This window comes from Aeromicrobium tamlense (assembly GCF_013408555.1).
Taxonomy (GTDB): domain Bacteria; phylum Actinomycetota; class Actinomycetes; order Propionibacteriales; family Nocardioidaceae; genus Aeromicrobium; species Aeromicrobium tamlense.
The window spans coordinates 3,223,866-3,245,643 of sequence record NZ_JACBZN010000001.1; the positions used below are offsets into that span (position 1 = coordinate 3,223,866).

At 71.6% G+C, this 21,778-nt stretch carries 19 protein-coding genes and 3 tRNA genes; 9 read left to right on the forward strand and 13 right to left on the reverse strand.

Translation table 11 applies throughout. The features are described 5' to 3' along the window. Window positions 1–31: 31 nt before the first annotated feature. Window positions 32–2,785 (forward strand): M1 family aminopeptidase, encoded by a 2,754-nt coding sequence (locus tag BJ975_RS15775; RefSeq protein ID WP_179427640.1) that lies wholly within the window; start codon window positions 32–34, stop codon window positions 2,783–2,785. 388 nt (window positions 2,786–3,173) lie between these two features. On the opposite strand, the gene BJ975_RS17205 is transcribed toward BJ975_RS15775, so the two are convergent. After that, a complete protein-coding gene (locus BJ975_RS17205; RefSeq protein WP_179427642.1) occupies window positions 3,174–6,872 on the reverse strand; it encodes an Ig-like domain repeat protein in 3,699 nt (1,232 codons plus the stop codon). A gap of 202 nt (window positions 6,873–7,074) precedes the next feature. Continuing rightward, window positions 7,075–7,150, reverse strand: a tRNA-Arg gene (locus BJ975_RS15785). Window positions 7,151–7,243: 93 nt separating this feature from the next. On the opposite strand from BJ975_RS15785, the gene BJ975_RS15790 reads away from it, so the two are divergent. After that, window positions 7,244–7,891, forward strand: a complete 648-nt coding sequence (locus BJ975_RS15790; protein WP_179427644.1) for a TetR/AcrR family transcriptional regulator — start codon at window positions 7,244–7,246, stop codon at window positions 7,889–7,891. Window positions 7,892–7,935: 44 nt separating this feature from the next. Beyond that, a tRNA-Ser gene (locus tag BJ975_RS15795) sits at window positions 7,936–8,025 on the forward strand. Window positions 8,026–8,078: 53 nt separating this feature from the next. Here BJ975_RS15795 and BJ975_RS15800 read toward each other — a convergent pair. The 4 genes from BJ975_RS15800 to BJ975_RS15815 form a co-directional block, all read right to left on the reverse strand. Then, entirely contained in the window at window positions 8,079–8,522 is a 444-nt protein-coding gene (locus tag BJ975_RS15800) for a hypothetical protein (RefSeq protein ID WP_179427646.1), read from the reverse strand. Between the two features lies 1 nt (window position 8,523). After that, window positions 8,524–8,612, reverse strand: a tRNA-Ser gene (locus BJ975_RS15805). Between the two features lie 162 nt (window positions 8,613–8,774). After that, the gene (locus BJ975_RS15810) at window positions 8,775–9,827 is read right to left on the reverse strand and encodes a hypothetical protein (RefSeq protein WP_179427648.1); all 1,053 of its coding nucleotides are present in this window, start codon (window positions 9,825–9,827) and stop codon (window positions 8,775–8,777) included. A gap of 5 nt (window positions 9,828–9,832) precedes the next feature. Beyond that, entirely contained in the window at window positions 9,833–10,597 is a 765-nt protein-coding gene (locus BJ975_RS15815) for a carbon-nitrogen hydrolase family protein (RefSeq protein ID WP_179427650.1), read from the reverse strand. Window positions 10,598–10,631: 34 nt separating this feature from the next. Here BJ975_RS15815 and BJ975_RS15820 point away from each other — a divergent pair, with 34 nt between their 5' ends. The 3 genes from BJ975_RS15820 to BJ975_RS15830 are packed head-to-tail and all read left to right on the forward strand — an operon-like array spanning window position 10,632 to window position 12,712. Beyond that, entirely contained in the window at window positions 10,632–11,606 is a 975-nt protein-coding gene (locus BJ975_RS15820) for an NAD(P)H-quinone oxidoreductase (protein WP_179427652.1), read from the forward strand. 43 nt (window positions 11,607–11,649) lie between these two features. Continuing rightward, complete coding sequence (locus BJ975_RS15825; protein ID WP_179427654.1) at window positions 11,650–12,147, forward strand: bacterial proteasome activator family protein; 498 nt, start codon at window positions 11,650–11,652, stop codon at window positions 12,145–12,147. Between the two features lie 58 nt (window positions 12,148–12,205). Continuing rightward, window positions 12,206–12,712, forward strand: a complete 507-nt coding sequence (locus tag BJ975_RS15830; RefSeq protein ID WP_179427656.1) for a winged helix-turn-helix domain-containing protein — start codon at window positions 12,206–12,208, stop codon at window positions 12,710–12,712. Here the strand turns inward: BJ975_RS15830 and BJ975_RS15835 are convergent, their stop codons facing one another. The 6 genes from BJ975_RS15835 to BJ975_RS15860 are packed head-to-tail and all read right to left on the reverse strand — an operon-like array spanning window position 12,713 to window position 17,247. Then, complete coding sequence (locus BJ975_RS15835; RefSeq protein ID WP_179427658.1) at window positions 12,713–14,218, reverse strand: sodium/solute symporter; 1,506 nt, start codon at window positions 14,216–14,218, stop codon at window positions 12,713–12,715. Next, window positions 14,215–14,613 carry a DUF485 domain-containing protein gene (locus tag BJ975_RS15840; RefSeq protein WP_179427660.1) on the reverse strand — a complete coding sequence of 133 codons (399 nt, stop codon included), beginning with the start codon at window positions 14,611–14,613 and terminating at the stop codon, window positions 14,215–14,217. The genes BJ975_RS15835 and BJ975_RS15840 overlap by 4 nt, the downstream gene beginning before the upstream one ends. Then, window positions 14,610–15,347, reverse strand: a complete 738-nt coding sequence (locus BJ975_RS15845; RefSeq protein WP_179427662.1) for a LytR/AlgR family response regulator transcription factor — start codon at window positions 15,345–15,347, stop codon at window positions 14,610–14,612. Before BJ975_RS15845 ends, BJ975_RS15840 begins: the two co-directional genes overlap by 4 nt. Before the next feature lie 45 nt (window positions 15,348–15,392). Next, window positions 15,393–15,998 carry an energy-coupling factor transporter transmembrane component T family protein gene (locus BJ975_RS15850; protein WP_179427664.1) on the reverse strand — a complete coding sequence of 202 codons (606 nt, stop codon included), beginning with the start codon at window positions 15,996–15,998 and terminating at the stop codon, window positions 15,393–15,395. Next, window positions 15,995–16,657, reverse strand: a complete 663-nt coding sequence (locus tag BJ975_RS15855) for an energy-coupling factor ABC transporter ATP-binding protein (protein ID WP_179427666.1) — start codon at window positions 16,655–16,657, stop codon at window positions 15,995–15,997. Before BJ975_RS15855 ends, BJ975_RS15850 begins: the two co-directional genes overlap by 4 nt. Beyond that, the gene (locus BJ975_RS15860) at window positions 16,654–17,247 is read right to left on the reverse strand and encodes a biotin transporter BioY (protein WP_179427668.1); all 594 of its coding nucleotides are present in this window, start codon (window positions 17,245–17,247) and stop codon (window positions 16,654–16,656) included. Before BJ975_RS15860 ends, BJ975_RS15855 begins: the two co-directional genes overlap by 4 nt. Before the next feature lie 59 nt (window positions 17,248–17,306). Here BJ975_RS15860 and BJ975_RS15865 point away from each other — a divergent pair, with 59 nt between their 5' ends. From BJ975_RS15865 to BJ975_RS15875, 3 genes are all read left to right on the forward strand, one after another. Next, window positions 17,307–17,789, forward strand: a complete 483-nt coding sequence (locus BJ975_RS15865; protein WP_179427670.1) for a TetR family transcriptional regulator — start codon at window positions 17,307–17,309, stop codon at window positions 17,787–17,789. Between the two features lie 85 nt (window positions 17,790–17,874). Next, the gene (locus BJ975_RS15870) at window positions 17,875–19,083 is read left to right on the forward strand and encodes a hypothetical protein (protein WP_179427672.1); all 1,209 of its coding nucleotides are present in this window, start codon (window positions 17,875–17,877) and stop codon (window positions 19,081–19,083) included. A 197-nt stretch (window positions 19,084–19,280) separates the two neighbouring features. Continuing rightward, window positions 19,281–20,216, forward strand: coding sequence for a hypothetical protein (locus BJ975_RS15875; protein ID WP_179427674.1), 936 nt, complete (start codon window positions 19,281–19,283; stop codon window positions 20,214–20,216). 84 nt (window positions 20,217–20,300) lie between these two features. Here the strand turns inward: BJ975_RS15875 and BJ975_RS15880 are convergent, their stop codons facing one another. Then, window positions 20,301–21,773, reverse strand: a complete 1,473-nt coding sequence (locus tag BJ975_RS15880) for a GuaB1 family IMP dehydrogenase-related protein (protein WP_179427676.1) — start codon at window positions 21,771–21,773, stop codon at window positions 20,301–20,303. Window positions 21,774–21,778 lie beyond the last annotated feature (5 nt).

The window sequence follows — 21,778 nt, forward strand, 5'->3', positions numbered from 1 at the left end:
GAGCGGAACCTCCTCCGACGAAAGAGCACCGATGTCCCTCTCCCCACCCCTCGCCCGCCCCGCCAGGGCCGTCGCGGCCGCGTTCCTGAGCGGAGCCCTGTGCCTGGGCACGCTCGGCGCGACCGCCACGAGCGCCTCGGCAGCCGAGCCGGTCGCCGGCGCCCGCACCTCCGGCGACTCCCTGTTCCCGAACGTGGGCAACGGCGGCTACGACGTGAAGCACTACGACCTCGACATCGCCTGGACGCCGGGCGCGCCCGTCGCGACCGCGAGCACGATCGCCGCCACCGCGAAGATCACGGCGACCGCCGACGCGCCGCTGTCGGAGTTCTCGCTGGACTTCGAGGGCCTCACGGTCGAGTCGATCACCGTGAACGACGCACCCGCCTCGTGGACGCGCGACGTCGACGCCGCGGCCACGAAGTACAAGCTCATCATCACGCCGGCGACGCCCGTCGAGGGCGAGTTCACGACCGTGATCACGTACTCCGGCTCGCCCGTCACCCACATCGACCCCGACGGCTCGCGTGAGGGCTGGATCGCCGGCGACGACGGTGCCACCGCCGTGAACGAGCCCGTCGGCGCGATGACCTGGTACCCCGTCAACAACTCGCTGAAGGACAAGGCGAAGTACGACATCAAGCTGACGATCCCGCGGCTGATGGACGGCGAGACCATGGCCGCGGCCAGCAACGGCACGCTGCACTCCAAGACGCGCAACGGCGCCCTGGAGACCTGGCACTGGCGCCAGCCGAACCAGATGGTGCCCTACCTGTCGATGGTCTCGATCGGCAAGTACGAGGTGCGCGAGTCGGTGGTCGAGCTCGAGAGCGGCACGTACCGCGACTGGACGTTCCTCGACTCCGCGATGACGACGACCCAGCGGAACACGACGCTGGCGAGCCTGGCGCAGACGCAGGACATCATGCGCTGGATGGAGTCGAGGTTCGGCCCCTACCCGGGCGTGGCCACCGGCGCGGTCGTCGACCGCATCAACGTGGGCTACGCGCTGGAGACGCAGGACCGCTCGTTCTACCAGAACTCGGTCAGCCGCGGCACGCTCATCCACGAGATCGCCCACCAGTGGTTCGGCAACGCGGTGTCACCGACGGACTGGAGCGACCTGTGGCTCAACGAGGGCATGGGCGACTACGCCCCGCGGGCCTACAACCTCGCGAGCGGCACCACCACGACCACGCCCGAGACGGCCTACTTCAACTCGTGGAACGCCAGCGCCCCGACGTCGGCCCAGTGGCAGGTGCCGCTGGCCGGCTTCACCGACCCGGCCATCCTCTTCAACTACGTCTACGGGCGTGGCGGCATGACGTTCGAGGCGCTGCGCACCATCGTGGGCGACGAGGCGTGGTTCGAGATCCTGCGCACGTGGGTCGCGGAGAACAACGGCTCGGACGCCTCGACGGCCGACTTCGTCGCGCTCGCGAACCGGGTCTCCGGCAAGGACGTGCGACCGGTGCTGAACCCATGGCTCTACGGCACGGTGAAGCCGGCGTGGCCGTCGAAGTGGAACCTGTCGGCGGCTGCCGACGCCACGGGCCCGGTCGCCGCGGGTGACACCGTCGTGCACACCCTGACGGCGCAGAACACGGGCAAGGTCGCCCTCGGCGGCCAGACCGTGACGGTCGACGTCGCCGACCTCGTCGACGACGCGCGCCTCGGCGCGCTCCCGGCGGAGCTGGCGAACCTCGGCGGCACGCTGCGGTGGACGATCCCGGCCACGGCGGCCGGCGCGTCCGCGACCGTCTCGTTCCCCGCCACCGTCAAGGAGTCCTCGTCCGGCGGCACCGTCGGCCTCACGACGAGCTCCAGCGCGCTGGGCTCGTTCTGCCTCACTTGCAGCGTGTCGACGGCGATCGCCGACCAGGACGACGCGTGGACGCTCGGCCTGTCGGCGGACCCGCTGCCGGGCGACGTCGAGACCGGTGACGAGATCACCTACAGCGTGGCCGCGAAGAACACGGCGGTCCACCCGCTGCGCGACGCGACGGCCGAGATCGACCTGTCCGACGTGCTGGACGACGCCTCCGTGGTCTCGCTGGGCGACGGGCTCGAGCTCGACGGCACGACGCTGCGCTGGTCCGTGCCCCGCGTCTCGAGCGGCCAGACCGCCCGCGCGGACTTCACGGTCCTGGTCGAGGCGGAGTCCGACGCGTCGTTGCGGATCTCCGCCGCACCCGGCACCGCAGGCGGCAGCGGTGAGCCCACGCTGACCCACACGGTCGGCCTCAAGCCGCTCGGTCCGGCCCCCGTGCCGGTCGTGAGCGGCACCGGACGCGTCGGCACGGTCCTGACGGCCTCGGCCGGCACGTGGCCCGCCGGTACGGCGCTGACGTACCAGTGGTCGGTCGGTGGCGCGCCCGTCGCCGGTGCCACCGGGTCGACCTACCGCCTCGCGCCGAAGGACGTGGGACGGGTCGTGACCGTCGCCGTCACCGGTGCGAAGGCCGGCTGGGCGCCCGTGACGAAGGTCAGCAAGCCGCTCAAGGTGGCCCCGGGGCTGCTGACGCGCACGCCGCGACCGTTCCAGAGTGGCCTGCCGAAGGTCGGCCGGACGCTGAAGGTCAACCCGGGCCGCTGGGACTCCGGCGTCACGCTGTCGTACCGCTGGTACCGCGGCAGCAAGGCCATCAAGGGCGCGACGAAGAAGTCGTACAAGCTCACGAAGGCGGACCGCGGCCAGCGGATCCGGGTCAAGGTCACGGCGCGCAAGACCGGCTACGCGACCGTCGTGAAGTACACGCCCCGCTCGGCGAAGGTCATCAAGTAGGTCCTGAGCCCGGCGTCACGAGGCCCCGGTCCGCCACGGCGGACCGGGGCGCTCTCGTCTGCCCCGTCCCACCCCCTCCGTTTCCCCGGTTACGTGGGTTCCTTGTCACTGACCGGGGTTTGCGATCCCCGGTCAGTGACAGGAAACCCCGGTCGGTGGAGGACCTGCGCGTTCCAGGGGCAGGGACGTGGGCTGTGACCCGCCACCTGCGCTCCTCACCCCACCGACCGGGGTCTGCCGTCAATTCCCGGGGTTTGCGATCCCCGGGAAGTGACGGAGAACCCACGTAACCGGGGAAACCGCCACCCGGTCGGACGGACCGCGGACCGAGGCCGGACACACGACGAGGCCCCGGCAGCGGGTGCTGCCGGGGCCTCGTGTGACGGTGTCAGCGCAGGCGCACCGACTTCGAGCTCGTGCTCGACCCGTAGTTGGCGTCACCGGAGTAGACGACCTTGACCCGCAGGCCCTGGCGCTTCTTCGGCGTCTTCACCGTGAAGGACGCCTTGCCGGTCGACGTGACGCGCACGGTCCGGGCCAGCTTGTAGCCGCCCTTCGCCTGCTTCACGTAGACCTTGACCGTGCCGGTCGGAGCGACCTTCGCGACGCCGCCACGGACGGCGAACTTGCCACGCAGGGTCTTCCCGGCCTTGACCGACGACTGCGCCGAGAGGCTGGTCGTCGTGGCCTTCTTCGTCACCGTGAGCATCGACGAGATGCCCACCCCGCCCTCGGTGAGGTCGGTGCCGTCGTAGGACGCGGCGACCGTGTAGCGACCCGGCTTCAGGGTGGCCGGCAGCGTGAGCGAGGCCGAGCCGTCCTTGGCCAGCGCGACCTTCTTCGTCACGGTGCCGTAGCGGAAGGTGACGTTGCCGCCGTCCGCGCCGCCGACGACCGCGGACAGCGTCGCAGCCTTACCGAACACGGTGGTGGCGCTCGAGAGCGACATCACCAGGGTCGGCTTGCCCTTCACGAGGGTGAAGGTGACCGCACCGGACGTCGAGCCGGCGGTGACCCCGGTCTCGGCGAAGGTCGCCACGATCTCGTGCTTGCCGGCCTTGAAGCCCGGGACGTCGAGGGTGGCCACGCCGTCCACGACCTCCGCGGTGCCGAGCGAGCGGTCGCCGTCGAAGAACTCGACGCTGCCGGTGGTGTCGCCACCGCCGACCGTCGCCGAGAGCGTGACCGCCTCGTTGATCTGCGGCGCCTCGGGCGAGATCGACAGGGTCGTCGTGCTCGCGTCGAGGATGGCCACCGAGGTGGTGCCCGTACGGCCCGTGCCGCTGCCCGTGACCGTGACGTCCGCGGCGCCGCGGGTGGCGGTCTCCGGGATCGTCACGGCGGCGCTGACGGCACCGGAGCCGTCGGCGACGGCGACGACCGGGTCGACCCCGGCGATCGTCACGGTGACGCCCTCACCGGAGCGGAAGCCGCCCGCCGTGACGGTGACCGACGAGCCCGGCTGGGGCTTGTCGTCGCTGACCGAGACGTCGGCCTTCTCGTCCTTCGCGGCCAGCTCGGCGCACGCGTCGCCCTGGACGCCCGCCGGCGGCAGCGCCGTCGCCGAGCCTGTCACGCCGTCGTCCTCGCGGACGATCATCCAGTCCAGGGCGTTCGTGCCCATGACCGCGCCGGCCGTGTTGATGACCGAGGCCTTCACCGACGTGGAGGCCGTCGTGCTGGCCAGCTGGTCGCCGAGCACCGGAGCAGTGACGACCTTGCAGGTCTCGCCGGGGGCGAAGGTGACCTTCTCCATCGCGATGCCCGCGCGGCCCGTGGCCGAGCCGAGCGCCGACACGTAGCCGGTGACCGGGATCGTGGCCGCCTCGTCGAGGTAGACCGCGATGTCCGCCGTGCCCGGCCCGTTGCCCTCGTCCACGACGGGGGCCTTCACGTTGAGCGTCGGCAGGGACTTGCTGTCGGCCGTGCCGACCGCCGAACTCTCGAACGCGAGGTCCGACAGGAACACGCCGCCGGTGGCCAGCGCGTCCGGACCGGCGAGGGCGCCGAAGCGGACCTCACGGATGTCCGAGACGTTCAGGCCCGCGTCCGCCAGCGTGGCGACCGGGAGGTCGACCTGCTGCAGCACGATCTTCTTCAGGATCGTGCTGGTCGAGGCGGGCAGTCGCGTGGTGGCCAGCGGGTTGAGGTCCGCGACGGGCGTCGTGAACGTCCGGCCCGCGTTGTCGACCACGGTCAGCGAGATCGCGGTGCTGGTGGCGACGGTGTCGTCCGCGGCGACCTTGAACGACAGGCGCTCGAGGTCCGACGCGTTGCGCGCCTTCGCGGGGACGCTGACGCGCACCTCGCTGGGCGTCACGGTGGTGGTGCCGGTGCCGAGGGCCGTCCACGAGAACTTCGTGACCGGCGTCGCCGGGACGTTGCCGCCGTTGCTGGCGGGCGTCCAGTGCGGCAGCGCGCTGGTGCTGATCGTCGAGGGCGTGCAGGCCGGCAGCGGCTGCGACACCGTGCGACCCGCGGCGCTCGCGCAGACCGTGGCCGTGGCCGCGCCCTGGACGCGGACCAGCGAGCTGGTCTCCTCGAACGTCGTGATCGTCTGGCGAGCCGAGGCCGGAGCCGTCGACATGCTGCGGATGTCGGCCGAGCCGAGCACCTCGGGCACCTGGGCGGAGCCGTCGAACATGGGCAGGAACTGCTTCTCGTCACCCATCGTCAGGCGGAACCAGCCGGCCATGTAGGCGGTGCCGGCGTCGTACTGCGCGTCGGCGCTCAGCCGGATGTTCGTCTCCGAGCGGGGACCGCAGACGGCATCGGTCGAGGTCGCTCCCCAGTCGTCGGAGACGCTGTACGCGTACTTCCCGGGGGTCCAGACCGTGTTGTAGAAGTTGTGGTTCGCGCCCATCATCCACACGCCGCTGCGCAGCACGTCGTCGTCGAACGCGTAGCGCGAGTCGTCGAGCATGTGCTGGCCCTGCTGGTTCGAGACGTCGCCGTCGCAGTAGGGCAGGACCACGTTCATCGGCACGTTCGGCACCGTCATGCGCGCGAAGTCGACCGGCGCGAGCGGCAGGATCGACGTGATCTTCCACGGCTTCTCGAGGCCCTGGTTGAGCGTCGCGGCCGAGGTGACGCCCTCGCCGCCCCGCGAGTGGCCCATCATGCCGATGTTCGAGAAGTCGAAGCGACCCACGAAGTCGGCGGGGGCGAGACCCGCGGTGCCCTCGGTCAGGCCCGGCAGCGGGGCCTGGTTGGCGAGCGCCTGCTCGAGCGTGACGTCGGCGTCGGTCTGCTGGTCGTAGTAGCTGACCGCGGCGCCCTCGTTCGCCTTCTTGAGCATCGTGAGCGTGTCCAGCAGCAGCTGGCCGCGCGCCTGGGCGCCCTGGTCCAGCGCGAGCTGGTTGTCGTTGGAGTTGATCGCGTTGGCCGAGATCGACACGACCGCGTAGCCGTGGCTGGCCAGCGCGCGCGCCGTGCCGTCGTAGCCGGCGAAGCTCGGGATGTTGATCTGGTTCGGTCCGCACGGCCAGCGGTTCGGGTTGGCGGTGCCGGTGGAGCACGAGGTGTGGCGGCCGTGCAGCAGCAGCACGACGGGGCGGGCGCCACCGGTCTTGGGCAGGTAGACCTTGCCCTGCAGCTCACCGCGGATGCCGCCGATCGCCGCGAGGGGGATCGACTGCGCGCCGAAGTTGTAGACGGCCTCGGTGTGCTCGAACTCGCCGAGCGACGCCGGGTTCGCGTCGAGGGCCTCGGGGTCGGCCTCCGCGATCTCCTCGACGCTCGTGACCTGGGCCGGGGCGCCGGAGGGCTTGCTGAACCAGCCCGCCTCGATGTCGTCGGCCTTCAGCACGGACGCGTCGGCGGTGAAGACGCTCAGGCTCTTGCCGTCGGCGGACTCCGTGGCGATGCCGATCGGCTCGCCGTCGACCTCGATGGTCGGGGCGTCGGAGACGACCGGCAGCTTCTTCGCCAGGTCGACCGTGACCAGGTAGCCGCCGGCGGCGCGCGAGACCGTCCAGTCGCTGCCGGAGGCCAGTTCGCCGTCGTCGGCGTGGGCGGGCACCGCAGCCAGTGGCAGCGCGAGCAGCGCTCCCACGGTGGCGAGCCGCCATCCTCGTTGTGTGAACACGTGATCCCTCTCGGGTGGGGGAGCTCGCAGGTGGGGACGCGAGCGGGGACCGTCCGAGTCTGGGAGGGCTTCGTTTCGCCGATGTGACGAGAAGCGCTCATCGAGATGTGCTGACGGCGCGTCACGTAACAAGTGCGCGACCGTGGGGAGCGCCCCCGGAAACGAGAGACCCCCGGCGACCTGGTGGTCGACCGGGGGTGTCTGGCGCGCCCGTAGGGATTCGAACCCCAAACCTTCTGATCCGTAGTCAGATGCTCTATCCGTTGAGCTACGGGCGCACGCCCTTGCGGGCCTCGACGAGTCTAGCGGGTGTTCCCTCGAGGTGCGAAATCGGGGCAACGGACGGCCCGAAATCCCGTAAGTTGGCTTCGATGTCAGATTCCCCCCGCGTTCCGCAGCGCCGCGACGCCGTGGCGAACCGCGAGCGCATCATCGACACCGCCGAGGCCTACTTCGCCGCGAACGGCCTCGACGCGCCCCTGCACGGCCTCGCGGAGGCCGCGAAGGTGGGCACCGGCACGCTCTACCGAAACTTCGCCTCGCAGGAGGAGCTGTGGCGGGCCCTCTACGACCGGCACATCGCGATCTTCGACGAGATCGCGGAGCGCGCGATGGAGGCGTCGACGGGCTGGGAGGGCATTGAGCTCGTGGTCGACGAGGCCACCCAGGTGATGATCGACCGGCGCATCGTCGCCGAGGTGATGCGTCGTCAGGCGATCAACGACCCGGACTACCGGCCCACCGACCGGTGGGTGGGCACGCTGGCGATCCTCGTGCAGCGTGCGGTCGCCGAGGGCTCGGCGCGCGACGACCTCGCGGTGGCCGACCTCAGCGCCGCGCCGCTGATGCTCGGGGCGGTCCACACGGCCGCGCCGGAGAACCGCGAGTGGCTCGCGCGCCGCATGCGCACGCTGCTGCTGGACGGGATGCGGGCCCATCCGCACGAGCCCACGCCGCTCGCCGAGCTGCCGCCGGACTTCTACGAGCGCGGTGCCTCGATCGTCAAGCGCACGACCTGATTCGGCGGCTGGGGGTCGGGGTGGGTATCCTGATCCGGTTGTCTGGAGATGTCGCATAGTGGCCTAGTGCGCCCGCCTGCTAAGCGGGTTGAGGTTTAAACCTCTCGCGGGTTCAAATCCCGCCATCTCCGCCATGGGGAAGTGGGAGCAGGCTCAGCCTGCTCCCACTTTCGCTTCTCCGGAGGTCTCAGAGCCCTTCGGTGGGGTCGAACCGTCGGTAGCCGTTGGCGGTGTTGAGCCGGTCGTAGACCTCGCGGACGAGCTCGGCCCGGCGGTTGCGGTCGACGAGGCTCAGCGGGAACGCGGTGATCGCGCCGGTGCCGTCGGTGAAGCGCAGCAGGCCCTCACTGATCTCGACCGACTCGACTTGCTTCCACGTGACGTCGCCGTGGCGCCCGCGGGCGCGGAACCCGGCCTGGTCGAGGGTCAGCACGACCGGCGGCCGCAGGTTCATCACGGCGGCCACGAGGAGCGCGATCACGGCCACGCCGGCGGCGAGGACGGTCACGGTGGTGCGCAGGGCGCTGTCGGTCCCGGTCAGGAACGCGACCAGCACGCCCACGGCAGCGACGATGAAGCACACCCCCGCGAGCACCATGAGGTGCGCGCGATCGAGTCGGTAACGGTTCACGCAGAGGGGACGGGATTCGAACCCGTGGCTGACATCTCTGCCAGCGACCGCTTTCAAGGCGGTTCCGATCGGCCACTCCGGCACCCCTCCAGGCCCGTCGCCGAAGCGGCGGGACCTGCGTCGATTCTCGCATTGCGCACGCACAGCGCCCCGACGCGGCACCCCTGCCCACTTTTGGAACGCTCTGCACCCTTGCGGCCGCGGAAGGGGTGCAACCCGTTCCAGAAGTGGAGAGGGGCGAGCGGTAGAGGGTCAGCGCAGGGGCGAGAGGCGCCCGGGCTCGGTGCGCTCGGCGTGCTGCACGGCGCGCGCGGAGCGGCGCGACTGCGGCCGGAAGAACACGGCCCGGATCACGAGGCCGATGACCAGGCCGATGGCCGCGCTGTAGAGCGTGGAGAGCGCGAAGTACGACGGGTAGGCGCGCGGGTCGATGAGCGAGTTCGCGACGATCACGGTGCCGACGACGGCGAAGACGCACACCCACCAGCCCTCGCGGTAGCGCGAGCGCATCGAGACGCCCACGATGAGCGCGGGGAAGCCGATGAGGAACTCGTAGGGCCGCGGCACGCCGCCGATGTTCTGGCGCAGCCACACGATCGTGTCGTCCAGCAGGTTGGTCAGAGCGGGCGATCCGGCGGTGCGCACGAAGCTGCCGTAGAAGAAGAGCCCGACCGCGATGACGGCCACGACCACGAGCAGCTTGAGGTGGCGGCGGCCGAAGCCGTGCAGGCTGGAGCCGAGGCGCCACACGATCGAGACGGCCAGCGTCACCGACACGGCCATGACCATGAGGCCGAAGGGCCGCACGTCGACCGAGGCGTTCCACGCCGCGACGCCCACGGCGCCGCTGACGGACAGGACCAGCATCACGGCGTACTCGCGCAGCACCTGCAGCACGTTCGCGGCGGGACGCGTGAAGACCACGGCGGTCACTGCCGAGAGCACCGCCGTCGCACCGGCTGCCGCGGCGAGCAGCGAGTTGAGGTCGGTGAGCACCGCGGCCGCCGCCAGCAGCGCCGACAGCGTCACCCAGATGCGCATGTAGCCGCCGACCCGGTGGGTCAGGATCACGGCGAACACCACGAGCAGCGCGGCGGCGGAGGGCCGCCAGAGCCACGAGGGAGCACCGACGTCGGAGATCGACGTGGCCGCGCCGAGGGTGCTCGCGAGCCAGACCAGGAAGGTGCCGAGCATCAGCAGGCGCGCCCAACGGGGTGACGCGACTCGTGGCTCACGGGTCGCGACCTCGTACGGGGTCGGGACCGACGTGTCCAGTCGTCGTCGGCCCGGCGTGGCGGTCGTCACTGCGTCTACATCCTCCGGTTGGCAAGCGACGGGTTCACGTCGCGAGAGTGCTGCACGGCGTCCACCGCGATCTGCGCGGTGATGAGCTCGTCCCCCCCGGCGGCCTCCTCCACGATAGTTCCCCACGGATCGGCGACCAAGGAATGACCGCTGTAACGCTCGCCGCCCTGGCCCGCCGCGGCCACCCAGACGGTGTTCTCGATGGCCCGTGCGCGCAGCAGCGTGCGCCAGTGGTCGACCTTGTGCTCACCTGCGACCCACGCGGCCGGCACGACGAACGCGTCGGCCCCGGCGTCGACCAGACGGCGCGCGAGCTCGGGGAACCGCAGGTCGTAGCAGGTCATGAGGCCGACCGTGAGGTCCTCGACGGTGACCGTGACGGGCTCGATCTCGCCGGCGCGCAGGCGATCGGACTCGCGGTAGCCGAAGGAGTCGTAGAGGTGGATCTTGCGGTAGGTCGCGGCGAGGTCGCCGTCGGGACCGACCACGACGAGCGTGTTGAACGGCAGTCCGTCGGTGCGCTCGAACATGCCTGCGACGATCGTCGAGCCGAGGCGCCGCGCCTCGCGCGCGAGGAGGTCCACGAACGGCCCGTCGAGCGGCTCGGCGACGGCCGCGAGGTCGTGGTCGGGGGCGCCGAAGTCGTGCATCGCGCCCTCGGGCAGCACGACGAGCCCGCCGCCCTCGACGTCGCGGAGCCGCGCCGCCACCTGGTCGCGGTTGACGGCCGAGTCGAGGGTCGCGGCCAGTTGCACGAGCGTCACCTGCATGTGGACCAGTGTGCCGGTCACTACGGTGGTTCACATGCGAGCCGTCATCGTCGAAGAGCCCGGGGGCCCCGAGAGCCTCCACGTCGCCGAGCTTCCCGATCCCGAGCCGGGGCCGGGCGAGGTCGTGATCGCCGTGGCCGCCGCCGGCGTCAACCGCGCCGACCTGCTGCAGCGAGAGGGCCACTACCCGCCGCCGCCCGGCACCACCGACGTCATCGGCCTCGAGTGCTCGGGCGTCGTCCACGCGATCGGCGAGGGCGTCACGGGCCTCTCCGTCGGCGACGAGGTCTGCGCGCTGCTCAGCGGCGGCGGCTACGCCGAGCGTGTGGTCGTGCCGGCCGGTCAGGTGGTGCCGGTGCCCGCGGGCGTCGACCTCACGACCGCGGCCGCGATCCCCGAGACCTACGCCACCGTCTGGTCGAACGTCTTCATGCTCGCCGGCCTGCGCGAGGGCCAGAAGGTGCTCGTGCACGGCGGCGCCAGCGGCATCGGCACCACCGCGATCCAGCTGGCCAAGGCCTTCGGCGCCACCGTCGTCACCACGGTCGGCAGCGCCGAGAAGGCCGAAGTCGTGCGCGGCCTCGGCGCCGACGCGGTCGTGAACTACCGCGAGGACGACTTCGCCGAGACCTGCCAGGACCTCGGCGGCGTCGACGTCGTGCTCGACATCATCGGCGGCAAGTACCTCGCCCAGAACGTCGCCTCCCTCGCCCGCGGCGGCCGCATCGTCGTGATCGGCATGCAGGGCGGCCGCAAGGGCGAGCTCAACCTCGGCGCCCTGCTGGCGAAGCAGGGGAGCGTCTCGGCGACGTCCCTGCGCTTCCGCCCGGTGGAGGAGAAGGCCGCGATCATGGCCGAGCTCGTCGAGAAGGTCTGGCCGCTCATCGAGGACGGCACGTTGGGCCCCGTGGTGCACGAGACCGTGCCGCTGGCGCGGGTCGCCGACGCCCACCGGATCCTCGAGGAGTCCTCGCACGTGGGCAAGGTCGTCCTCGACATGGGCGCCTGAGCCCGGAGCGCCGTGCGAGGCACCTCGGCCTAGGCTGGAGCGCATGACCGACGACCGGATCATCGACCCCCAGGGCCAGCCCGTGGCCTCCTCCGAGCCCGCGCGCACGCCGCTGACCGACCTGGTCGAGCAGCCCGCGAAGGTCATGCGCATCGGCGGCATGATCCGCCAGCTGCTCGAGGAGGTGAAGTCCGCGCCGCTCGACGACGCGAGCCGGGCCCGCCTGCGCGAGATCCACCACCAGTCGATCGACGAGCTGAAGGACGGTCTCGCGCCCGAGCTCGTCGACGAGCTCGAGCGGCTCAGCCTGCCGTTCGACGCCGAGTCGCCGAGCGACGCCGAGCTGCGCGTCGCCCAGGCCCAGCTGGTGGGTTGGCTCGAAGGTCTCTTCCACGGCATCCAGGCCGCCCTCTACGCCCAGCAGGTGCAGGCGCAGAACCAGCTGCAGAACATGCGTCTGGCGCTCCCGGGGGCCGGCGGCGAGGATGGTACCTCGGACGATCGCGTCACACCTTCCGAAACCGGGGGAATGTACCTCTAGACTGGTGTCATTCGCATGATCGGAGATGGCAATGAGGCCGACACTCCCGCCGTGTGCCATGGCACCCGAGATGTACCAGGACGAGATCCTGCTGTCCCCGCCCGCTCGACGCGACGTCTCGGTCGAGCAGTGGCGTGACTACGTGACCAAGCGCGCTGCCGCCCACCGCCGATGTGCGGGCTGCAGCGTCCTCGACGACTGCCTCTACCGGGCCGTGGTCGACGTCGACGTGTCGGGCTTCGTCGCCTGCACCAGCGAGGCCGAGCGCCGCACCATGCGCCGCGATCTCGGCATCGAGGTGCGGGTCGACTCCAGCTCCTACGGCACGGCGCGCGTCGGGGGCGGCCCCGTCGACCACGCCGAGGTGATCGGCGCTCGCAAGGCGCACCCCGACGAGACCTGTCGCGAGCTGGCGCAGCGGCTCGGCTGCTCGACCTCCACGGTCAAGCGCCACCTGCGCCAGGAGCGCGAGGGACGCGCGGCGGCGGTCACCACGATCGCCAAGCCGTCGATGGGCGAGGTGCTCGACTCGTTCGACCGCCTCGACACCTCGCGTCGGGTCTGATCAGAACCGCCGGTCCACCTGCACCCGCTCCGGCGTGTGCAGGCGGACCATGGTGCGCCCGACCGTGGCCGGGACGCGCGACCGGGTGGCCAGCGAGATGCCCACCATGAGGCCGAAGCCGACGGGCACCGACCACACGGCCGGCTGGCTCATGAGCGTGCCCCACCAGCCCTCGACGTCGAGGGCGAGCGTGACGAAGGGAGCCGCGCCCGCGCAGATGCCGCCGCCGATGAGGCCCGCGATCGCCCCGGCCGACGTCAGTCCGCGCCACCAGATGCCCAGCACGAGCAGCGGGCAGAAGGTGGAGGCCGCCAGCGCGAAGGCGAACACCACCGAGCTGGCCACGGGGATCGGCTCGGCGACGAAGGCCAGCACGAGCGGCACCGCCACGCACACGGCGGCGGCGATCCGCAGCGCCGCGATGGACGAGAGCCGGCTGCCCCACGGCGCGTGGTTGCTCAGGCCCTGACCCACCACGCCCGCGAGCGCCATCGTCACGCCGGACGAGGTCGACAGGAACGCCGCGAAGGCGCCGGCGGTGACGAGCGCCGTCAGCAGCTCCCCGGCGGTCCCCGCGATCACGCGGCTCGGCAGCTCGAGCGCCACCGTGTCGGCGCGGCCGGCGGCGATGAGGTCGGACGCGTAGACCCGCCCGAGCACGCCGTAGAATGTCGGGAGCAGGTAGAACGCCGAGACGAGGCCGAGCACGATCAGGGTGGTCCGCCGCGCGGCGTGCCCGTCGGGGTTCGTGTAGAACCGCACCACCACGTGCGGCAGGCCCATCGTGCCGAGGAACGTCGCCACGATCACGGCGTACGTGGAGTAGACGGTCTGCGGGTTGGCGTCGCCGAGGGGGATCCACCAGTCGCTGCCGGCCTGCGCGGCCGGCTGGCCGTCGCGCGACCACGCCAGCAGCAGGAACATGAGCGGCACCAGCAGGGCCGTCAGCTTGAGCCAGTACTGGAACGCCTGCACGAAGGTGATCGACCGCATGCCGCCCAGCACCACGTTGAGGGTCACGATGATCGCGACGAGCACGGTGCCCACCCACCGGGGAGCGTCGAGGACGGCCTCGAGGGTCAGTCCCGCGCCCTGGAACTGCGGCAGCAGGTACAGCCAGCCGACCGCCACGACGAGAGCGGTGCAGACGCGCCGCACCGCCACCGACTGCAGGCGCACCTGGGCGAAGTCGGGGATCGTGTAGGCGCCCGAGCGGCGTAGGGGAGCCGCCACGAACACCAGCAGGAGCAGGTAGCCGGCCGTCCAGCCGATCGGGTACCAGAGCATGTCGGCGCCGTAGGCGAGCACGAGGCCGGCGATGCCGAGGTAGGAGGCGGCCGACAGGTACTCGCCGCTGATCGCCGAGCCGTTCAGGGCCGGGGAGACCGACCGGGAGGCCACGTAGAAGTCACTCGTCGTGCGGCTGATCCGCAGGCCGAACGCCCCGATCGCGAGGGTCGCGATCGAGACGAGGGAGACGGCGACGATGCCCCAGGTCGGGCTCATGGTCGGGTGTCGTCCGGCTCGACCAGCAGGGTGAACAGGCGCTCCGCGCGCTCGACGTGGCGCACATAGAGCCAGCCCAGCACGATGACGCCCGCGTGCACGCCACCGCCCAGGACGAGCCACGGCAGCGGGATGCCCAGGACGCGCAGGTCGTTCAGGCCCGGCACCCACGAGAACACGAGCGGCAGGCTGACGACGGTGAGCAGGAGCGTGATTGCCACGGTCATCGCGGCGCGCAGCTGCGAGCGGATGAGTGACTGCATGTAGACCTCGCCGACCCCGGTGGCCTCGTCGATCTCCTGACCCACCGTGCTGCGCACGTGCGCGGGCGCCGTGGAGAGGGGGCTGGTGATGCGGACCCGGCCAGACGGCTCGGGCAGGGCCTCGTCGGTCACGGCGTGTGCTCGCCGATCAGCTCGCGCAGCGCCCGCGTGTGGCGGCGGGCGACCTGCAGCTCGAGCGTGTTCCCGCCCGCGGCCGGCACGACCACGCTGGCGCGGCCCGAGGACATGCGGACCTCGAGGATGTGCGCGCGGTTCACCACGAGGCTGCGGTGGATGCGCAGGAAGCCGGCGTCGGCCCAGTCGTCGGCGAGGGAGCCGAGGGGCGTGCGGATGAGGTGGCTCGAGCCCTCCAGGGTGTGCAGCCGGACGTAGTCGCCCTGCGCCTCGGCGTGGGTGACCTTCGACCGCGAGACGAAGCGCGTGACGCCCGCCAGCTCGACGGCGATCGTGTCGTCGGACTCGGTGCCGCCGTGGTCGGAGTCGGCCACGGCCCGGCGCACGCTCTCGCGCAGGCGCTCCTCGCGGATCGGCTTGAGCAGGTAGTCCACGGCGTTGAGGTCGAACGCCTCCACGGCGTGCGCGTCGTGCGCGGTCACGAAGATGATCTGCGGCGGCGTCTTGAACTTGCCCAGCAGGCGCGCGATGTCGATGCCGGTCAGTCCGGGCATGGCGATGTCGAGGAACAGCAGGTCGATGTCACCGGCGTCGAGGCGACGCAGCGCCTCGGTGCCGGACCGAGCCGTGTCGATCGTGCCGATCCGGTCGTCGCGGCCGAGCAGCCAGACCAGCTCGTCCAGCACCGGTTGCTCGTCGTCGACCACCAGCGTCCGCAGTGCGCGCGCCATGGGAGTGAGCCTAGTCACTGTCGAGGGATGCGGCGTCGAACCGGGTCAGTCCAGGACGCCGCGGGCGTGCAGCGCGTCGCCGGTGTCGCGGGCGCGCGCGACCACGCGCAGCACCAGCGGGATCGTGCGGGCGCGGATGCTGCGCTCGAGCCCGCGCGCCCGGGCCGCGTCGCGCGTCTCGGCCGCCAGCTCGATCGTGCCGGGCAGTGCACGCAGCATGAGCGAGAACGTGAGGCCGACGCGGTCGGGGTCGACGCCGAGGCGGCGGAAGGGCCGCAGGCTGCGCACGATCGTGTCGAGCAGGTCGTTGACGGCGGTCGTGGCCGTCAGGACGGTCGCGGCCAAGATGAGCGCGGTCAGGTCGGCGACCACCTCGACCGCCCGCGGCCACCCGTTCTGCCACGAGTTGAAGGCCAGCAGGAGCACCGCGACGATCAGGAAGGGCCGCAGCGCCCCCAGCAGGGATCGGGGCGAGAGGCTGCCGAGCGCGGCGAGGACGAGGGCGAGCGCGACGAACGCGATGCCTGTCCAGGGGCCCTTGGCGACGAGCACGGCCGCGGCGAGCAGGAACAGTCCCACCAGCTTCGGGCCGGGCGTCAGCCGGTGCAGCGGCGACGTCCCCGGCTGGTAGAGCCCGAGCGGAGAGCTCATGACACGAGAGCCCGGTAGTGGTCGACGGCGGTCGCGGCGGGCCCGTCGAACGCGACGCGTCCGGCGTGCACCACCAGCGCGCGGTCGCACCGTGCGGCGAGGTCGAGGTCGTGGGTCACCAGGACGACCTGCTGGGGCAGACCGAGCAGCACGTCGCCGACGCGGCGGGTGTTCGCGAGGTCGAGCAGCGTGGTCGGCTCATCGGCGACCAGGACGTCGGGATCGGTGGCCAGCACCGTCGCGATCGCGAGCAGCTGCCGCTGCCCGCCCGAGAGCGCGTGCACGCTGCGCTCGGCCAGGTCGGCGAGGCCGAACCGCTCGAGCACGGCGAGGACGGCCGCCTCGCGCTCGGCCTTGTCGCGGTGCCTCTTGCGCAGCGACAGCGCGACGTCCTCCGCGACGGTGGGCATCACCAGCTGCGCCGCCGGGTCGGTGAACACGAAGCCGACGCGGCGGCGGACCTCGCGACCGTGCCGACGCGTGTCGAGACCGTCGACCAGGACCTGGCCGCTCGTGGGCTCGACGAGGCCGTTCACCAGTCGCGCGAGGGTGGACTTGCCCGAGCCGTTCGAGCCGACGATCGCGATGCGACGCTCCTCGAGCCGGAGGGTGGTGGGCTCGAGCCGTCCCGCGACGGCCGCCTCGACGAGCTCGATCACTTCCGGCGGGCCGGCAGCAGGTCCGGGAACGCGCGGTGGACGGCGGTGGCGACCGTGGCCATCGCGAGGTTCTTGATGACGTCGCCGGGCCAGAAGGCCAGGTCGATCTTGGCCGCCGCCGCGAGGCTCATGTCGGCGCGCCAGGCCAGTCCGAGGATGCCGAGCGTGTGGATCAGCAGAGCGCTGGAGAACAGGCCCGCGGCGAAGATCAGCGGAATGCTCGTGGCGACCTTCTCGCGCGGGAGGCGCTCGACGATGAACCCGCACAGCGCGGCCGCGAGCGGGAAGCCGATGAGGTAGCCGGCGGTGGGGCCGGCGAAGACGGCCAGGCCGGCGGCGCCGCCGGAGAACACCGGGACGCCCGCGGCGCCGACCGCGAGGTAGAGCATGACGGCCAGGAAGCCGCGCTTCGCGCCGAGGACGGCACCGGAGAGCAGCACGGCGAACGTCTGCAGCGTGATCGGCACGAGGCCTGCGCCCACGTTGATGGCCGGGAGCAGCGCGCAGACGGCAATCAGCGCGGCGAAGGCGGCGATCAGTGCGAGGTCGGTGGAGGTGAGGCGACGGCTCGCCGAGGTGGTCGTGGTCATGAGGTCTCCTGAACGGTGTTCACCTGAACGGTGTTCAGGCTAGCCGATAGAATGCCGACATGGCCAACACCCTCGACGACGTCGTCTCCGGGGCCCTGCGCGTGCTCGACGCCTACGGGCTCGAGTTCTGCTCGATGCGCCGCGTCGCCGGTGAGCTCGGGGTGCAGCCCAGTGCGCTCTACCACCACGTGCCGGACAAGCAGACGCTCCTGGCGCTGATGGCCGACCGGATCGTCGCGAACGTCGAGGTCGGCGACGATCCCGCCAAGGCTGCCCACGCGCTGCGCGAGGCACTGCTGTCCACCCGCGACGGGGCCGACGTCGTGGCCACCGCCTCGGCCTTCCGGCTGGGCGACTCGCGCATCGAGACCGAGCTGGCGGCGCTGACCTCGCCCGACGTCGCGCGCACCCTGCTGCTCTACGTCTTCGGCCACACCCAGGCCACCCAGATGCACCGCCAGGCCGCGCAGATCGGCATCCTCGCCGAGGATCCCGACCTCGATGCGTCGTTCGCGCGCGGCCTCGACCTCATCCTGCGCTGACGCGTCTCCCGGCACCCCGTGGCATCGCGTGGACGCGCTGTCGTACTCTTTCGGGAATGACATTCATTCTCAACAAGGAGCGACGATGACGAGATGGCGACACGTCCGCCTGGCGGTGGCGGCCCTGGTGGCGGGGTCGGCGCTGGCCGCGTGCGGTGAGACGGCGAGCGAGTCCGGGCGCGACGACGACCATGGTGGTGCCGAGGTCTCCGGGCCCCGGCTCGTGGTGACGACCGACGACGGGCTGCTCGTGCTGGAGCGCGACACCCTCGAGCCGGTGAAGACGCTGCCCGCGGAGGGGTTCGTGCGGGTCAACGCCGCCGGCGACGCACGGCACGTGTTCGTGTCGACCGAGGAGGGCTTCCGCCTGCTCGACACCGGCGTCGAGGCCGAGGCGCACGGCGACCACGCGCACTACCGGACGAAGGGCGAGCCCGCGTTCGGGGAGACCTACGAGGCCGCAGAGCCGGGCCACGTCACCATCAGCGACGGCCGCACCGTGCTGTTCGGCGACGGTGACGGCTCGATCCGGGTCCTGGACTCGGAGGACCCGACGAAGGTAGTGGAGACCACCGAGACCCCCGATCCGCACCACGGCGTGGCGGTGAACCTCGGCGGCGACCTCATGCACACCGAGGGCACCGCGGACGCCCGCTCGACCGTCGTTCTGCGCGATGGCGTCGACGGTGACGAGAAGGCCCGCACGGACGACTGCCCCGGTGTCCACGGCGAGGCGACGGCGGCCGACGGCCGTGCGGTCGTCGGCTGCGAGGACGGTGTCGTCGTGGTGGACCACGGCACGATCACCAAGGTGTCGAGCCCTGACGCGTACGGCCGCATCGGCAACCAGGCGGGAAGCCCGGAGTCGTCGGTCGTCCTCGGCGACTACAAGGTCGACGCCGACGCCGAGCTGGAGCGCCCCGAGCGCATCAGCCTGATCGACACCGAGACTGCGAAGCTGCGCCTCGTGGACCTCGGCACCAGCTACACGTTCCGGTCGCTCGGCCGCGGCCCGGCGGGCGAGGCGCTCGTGCTGGGCACGGACGGCGCCCTGCACGTGATCGACCCCGTGACGGGCAAGGTCGCCGACCGCATCGTCGTGATCGACCCGTGGCAGGAGCCCCTCGACTGGCAGCGTCCGCGGCCGACCCTCGAGGTCGACGGCGACACCGCGTGGGTCACCGAGCCCGGCGCGTCCACGGTGCACGAGGTCGACCTCGCCGCCGGCCGGGTCACCCGCAGCGTCGAGCTGCCCGGTGTCCCGAACGAGATCGTCTCGGCCGGCGCGCACTGACGCGGGCCCCTTGAGTGAGCGGTCAGCTGTCAACCCTTCCCGGGGAGACCCGGTGCGTCATCAACGTCATGCGGTGGTGATGAGGTTGACGGCTGACCGCTTGGCCAGAATCCACAGGGGGGCAAGGGCTGAGCTCGCTGTCCACAGGGAACCGCCGGAACAGCGGCTGAGGGTCCTCGCCGCGGCAGCGTGGAACGGTGCCTCGACCACCCGAGATCCCCGACCTGGCTCGCCGCGGACCGTTCAGCCGAGAACAGGCGCGCTCCGCCGGGGTCAGCGACCGTCGCCTGCAGGGCAGGCACTTCGAGCGACTCCATCCCGGCGTGTGGCGGTGGACGGGGTACGAGATGACGCCGCTCGACTGGCAGACGGCAGCGGCGCTCGCGATGCCGGACGGAGCGGCGCTGAGTCACGTGAGTCGGATCCAGCGGACGGGTCTGGACGTCGGACCTGTTCGACCGGTGCGCTTCACGATCGTCGGCGACCATCACCTCACGGTGACGGGGACCTTCCTGCACCGGACGGCGGTCATGCCACCGCGCGATGACGTGGGAGTGACGCCTGCGGCGGCCTTCGTCCAGTGCTGCGCGTCGATGCGGCTGCTCGACCTCATCGTGATCGGCGACCACCTGCTGCGCGAGGAGCTCGCGACGGTCGGCGAGATCGTGGACGTCTGTCGGCTCCATCCGTGGCGGCCCGGCGCGAGCCAGGCGCCCGCGGTCCTTTCGTGGCTCCACGAACGAGCCTGGTCGCCGAAGGAGTCCGAGCTCCGTGCCTACGTCGACGCGGCGGGCCTGCCGCGGCCCGAGGTGAACGCCGACGTCCTCGCCCTCGACGGGACACGGTTGGGCATCGGCGACCTGTGGTTCCCCCAGTGGCGGCTGGTGGCCGAGTACGAGGGCCGGCAGCACGCCGAGGACCCGCTCCAGTTCCGCAAGGACATCGATCGCTACGCCGGGTTCCGGGACAACGACGTCGCCTACGTCCAGATCACGGCTGCGATGACGGCCAACCCTGCGGGGTCCGTGCAGCGGCTCTTCACCGCGCTCGTTCGCCACGGCTACACCGGACCGCCACCGAAGTTCGCGGAGCGCTGGGGCTCCCTCTTCAGAGCGGTCCCGGGAGGGCGGTGAGCCACCAACCGCATGGGGGACCTATTCGGTTGACGACTCACCGCCACCCGCGCGGAGAGGTTGACGGCTCACCGCCCACGAGGGTCACCAGGAGGCGTGCAGCGGGCGGCCCTCGTCGTAGCCGGCGCTGGACTGCAGGCCCACGGTGGCGCGGTCGGCGAACTCGGCCAGCGTGCGGGCGCCGGCGTAGGTGAACGAGGAGCGGACGCCGGCGGTGATCTGGTCGACCAGGTCCTCCACGCCGGGGCGCTCGGGGTCGAGGTACATGCGCGAGGTGGAGATGCCCTCCTCGAACAGCGCCATGCGGGCGCGCTCGAAGCCGGCGGCGTCGCGGGTGCGGTTGGCCACGGCGCGCGAGGACGCCATGCCGAACGACTCCTTGTACTCGCGGCCGTCGGCGCCGAACTTCAGGTCGCCGGGGCTCTCGTGCGTGCCGGCGAACCACGAGCCGATCATGACGCTGCCGGCACCGGCGGCCAGCGCCAGCGCCACGTCGCGCGGCCAGCGGACGCCGCCGTCGGCCCACACGTGGGCGCCCAGCTCGGCGGCCGCCTCGGAGGCCTCGAGCACGGCCGAGAACTGTGGCCGGCCCACGCCGGTCATCATGCGGGTCGTGCACATCGCGCCGGGGCCCACGCCCACCTTGGCGATGTCGGCGCCGGCGGCGACGAGGTCGCGTACGCCCTCCGCCGACACCACGTTGCCCGCCGAGATCGGCAGGCGGCGACCCGTGGCGGCCTCGTGCGCGTCGCGGACCTCGCGCACGACCGGCAGCGCGTCGAACATCTTGGCCTGGTGACCGTGCGCGGTGTCGACGACGAGGACGTCGACGCCGATCTCGATGAGGGCCTGGGCCTTGCCCTTGACGTCGCCGTTGATGCCGATGGCACCGCCGACGACGAGGTGGCCGTCGGGATCGGTGGCGGGCGTGTAGATCGTGGAGCGCAGCGCGCCCTTGCGGGTGAGCACCCCGGCCAGCGCACCGCCGTCGACGACGGGGGCGAACGGCACGTGCTGCTCCGAGAGCAGGTTGAACATCTCGCGCACGTCGCCACCGGCGGGCAGGACGAACGGATCGGTCAGCATGACCTCACGGACCTGCGCGAAGCGGTCGATCTCGTGCGCCTGGTGCGGCGTGAAGATGCCGACGACCTTCAGCTCGGGACCGTGCAGCGACTCGACGACGACGGCGCCGCCGTGGGCGCGCTTCGGCACGAGGCTGAGCGCCTCGCCGACCGTCATGTTCGGGGTCAGCACGACGGGAGTGTCGTAGACCGGATGCGCGGCCTTCACGCGGGCGACCGTGTCGGCGACGATGTCGAGCGGGATGTCCTGCGGGAGGATCGCGATGCCGCCGCGGCGGGCGACGGTCTCGGCCATCCGGCGACCCGAGACGGCCGTCATGTTGGACACCACCAGCGGCAGGGTGGCACCGGTGCCGTCGCTCGTGGACAGGTCGACGTCGAAGCGCGACGCGACGTCCGAGCGTCCGGGGACCATGAAGACGTCGTTGTACGTCAGGTCGTGGCTGGGCTGCAGATCGTTGAGGAACCTCACCGGTC

Excerpts from the sequence above, each read along its gene's own strand:
- BJ975_RS15775 (WP_179427640.1), top strand. The coding sequence starts at position 32 with ATGTCCCTCTCCCCACCCCTCGCCCGCCCCGCCAGGGCCGTCGCGGCC.
- BJ975_RS15790 (WP_179427644.1), top strand. The coding sequence starts at position 7,244 with ATGTCAGATTCCCCCCGCGTTCCGCAGCGCCGCGACGCCGTGGCGAAC.
- BJ975_RS15815 (WP_179427650.1), bottom strand. The coding sequence starts at position 10,597 with ATGCAGGTGACGCTCGTGCAACTGGCCGCGACCCTCGACTCGGCCGTC.
- BJ975_RS15820 (WP_179427652.1), top strand. The coding sequence starts at position 10,632 with ATGCGAGCCGTCATCGTCGAAGAGCCCGGGGGCCCCGAGAGCCTCCAC.
- BJ975_RS15825 (WP_179427654.1), top strand. The coding sequence starts at position 11,650 with ATGACCGACGACCGGATCATCGACCCCCAGGGCCAGCCCGTGGCCTCC.
- BJ975_RS15830 (WP_179427656.1), top strand. The coding sequence starts at position 12,206 with ATGGCACCCGAGATGTACCAGGACGAGATCCTGCTGTCCCCGCCCGCT.
- BJ975_RS15835 (WP_179427658.1), bottom strand. The coding sequence starts at position 14,218 with ATGAGCCCGACCTGGGGCATCGTCGCCGTCTCCCTCGTCTCGATCGCG.
- BJ975_RS15845 (WP_179427662.1), bottom strand. The coding sequence starts at position 15,347 with ATGGCGCGCGCACTGCGGACGCTGGTGGTCGACGACGAGCAACCGGTG.
- BJ975_RS15850 (WP_179427664.1), bottom strand. The coding sequence starts at position 15,998 with ATGAGCTCTCCGCTCGGGCTCTACCAGCCGGGGACGTCGCCGCTGCAC.
- BJ975_RS15860 (WP_179427668.1), bottom strand. The coding sequence starts at position 17,247 with ATGACCACGACCACCTCGGCGAGCCGTCGCCTCACCTCCACCGACCTC.
- BJ975_RS15865 (WP_179427670.1), top strand. The coding sequence starts at position 17,307 with ATGGCCAACACCCTCGACGACGTCGTCTCCGGGGCCCTGCGCGTGCTC.
- BJ975_RS15870 (WP_179427672.1), top strand. The coding sequence starts at position 17,875 with ATGACGAGATGGCGACACGTCCGCCTGGCGGTGGCGGCCCTGGTGGCG.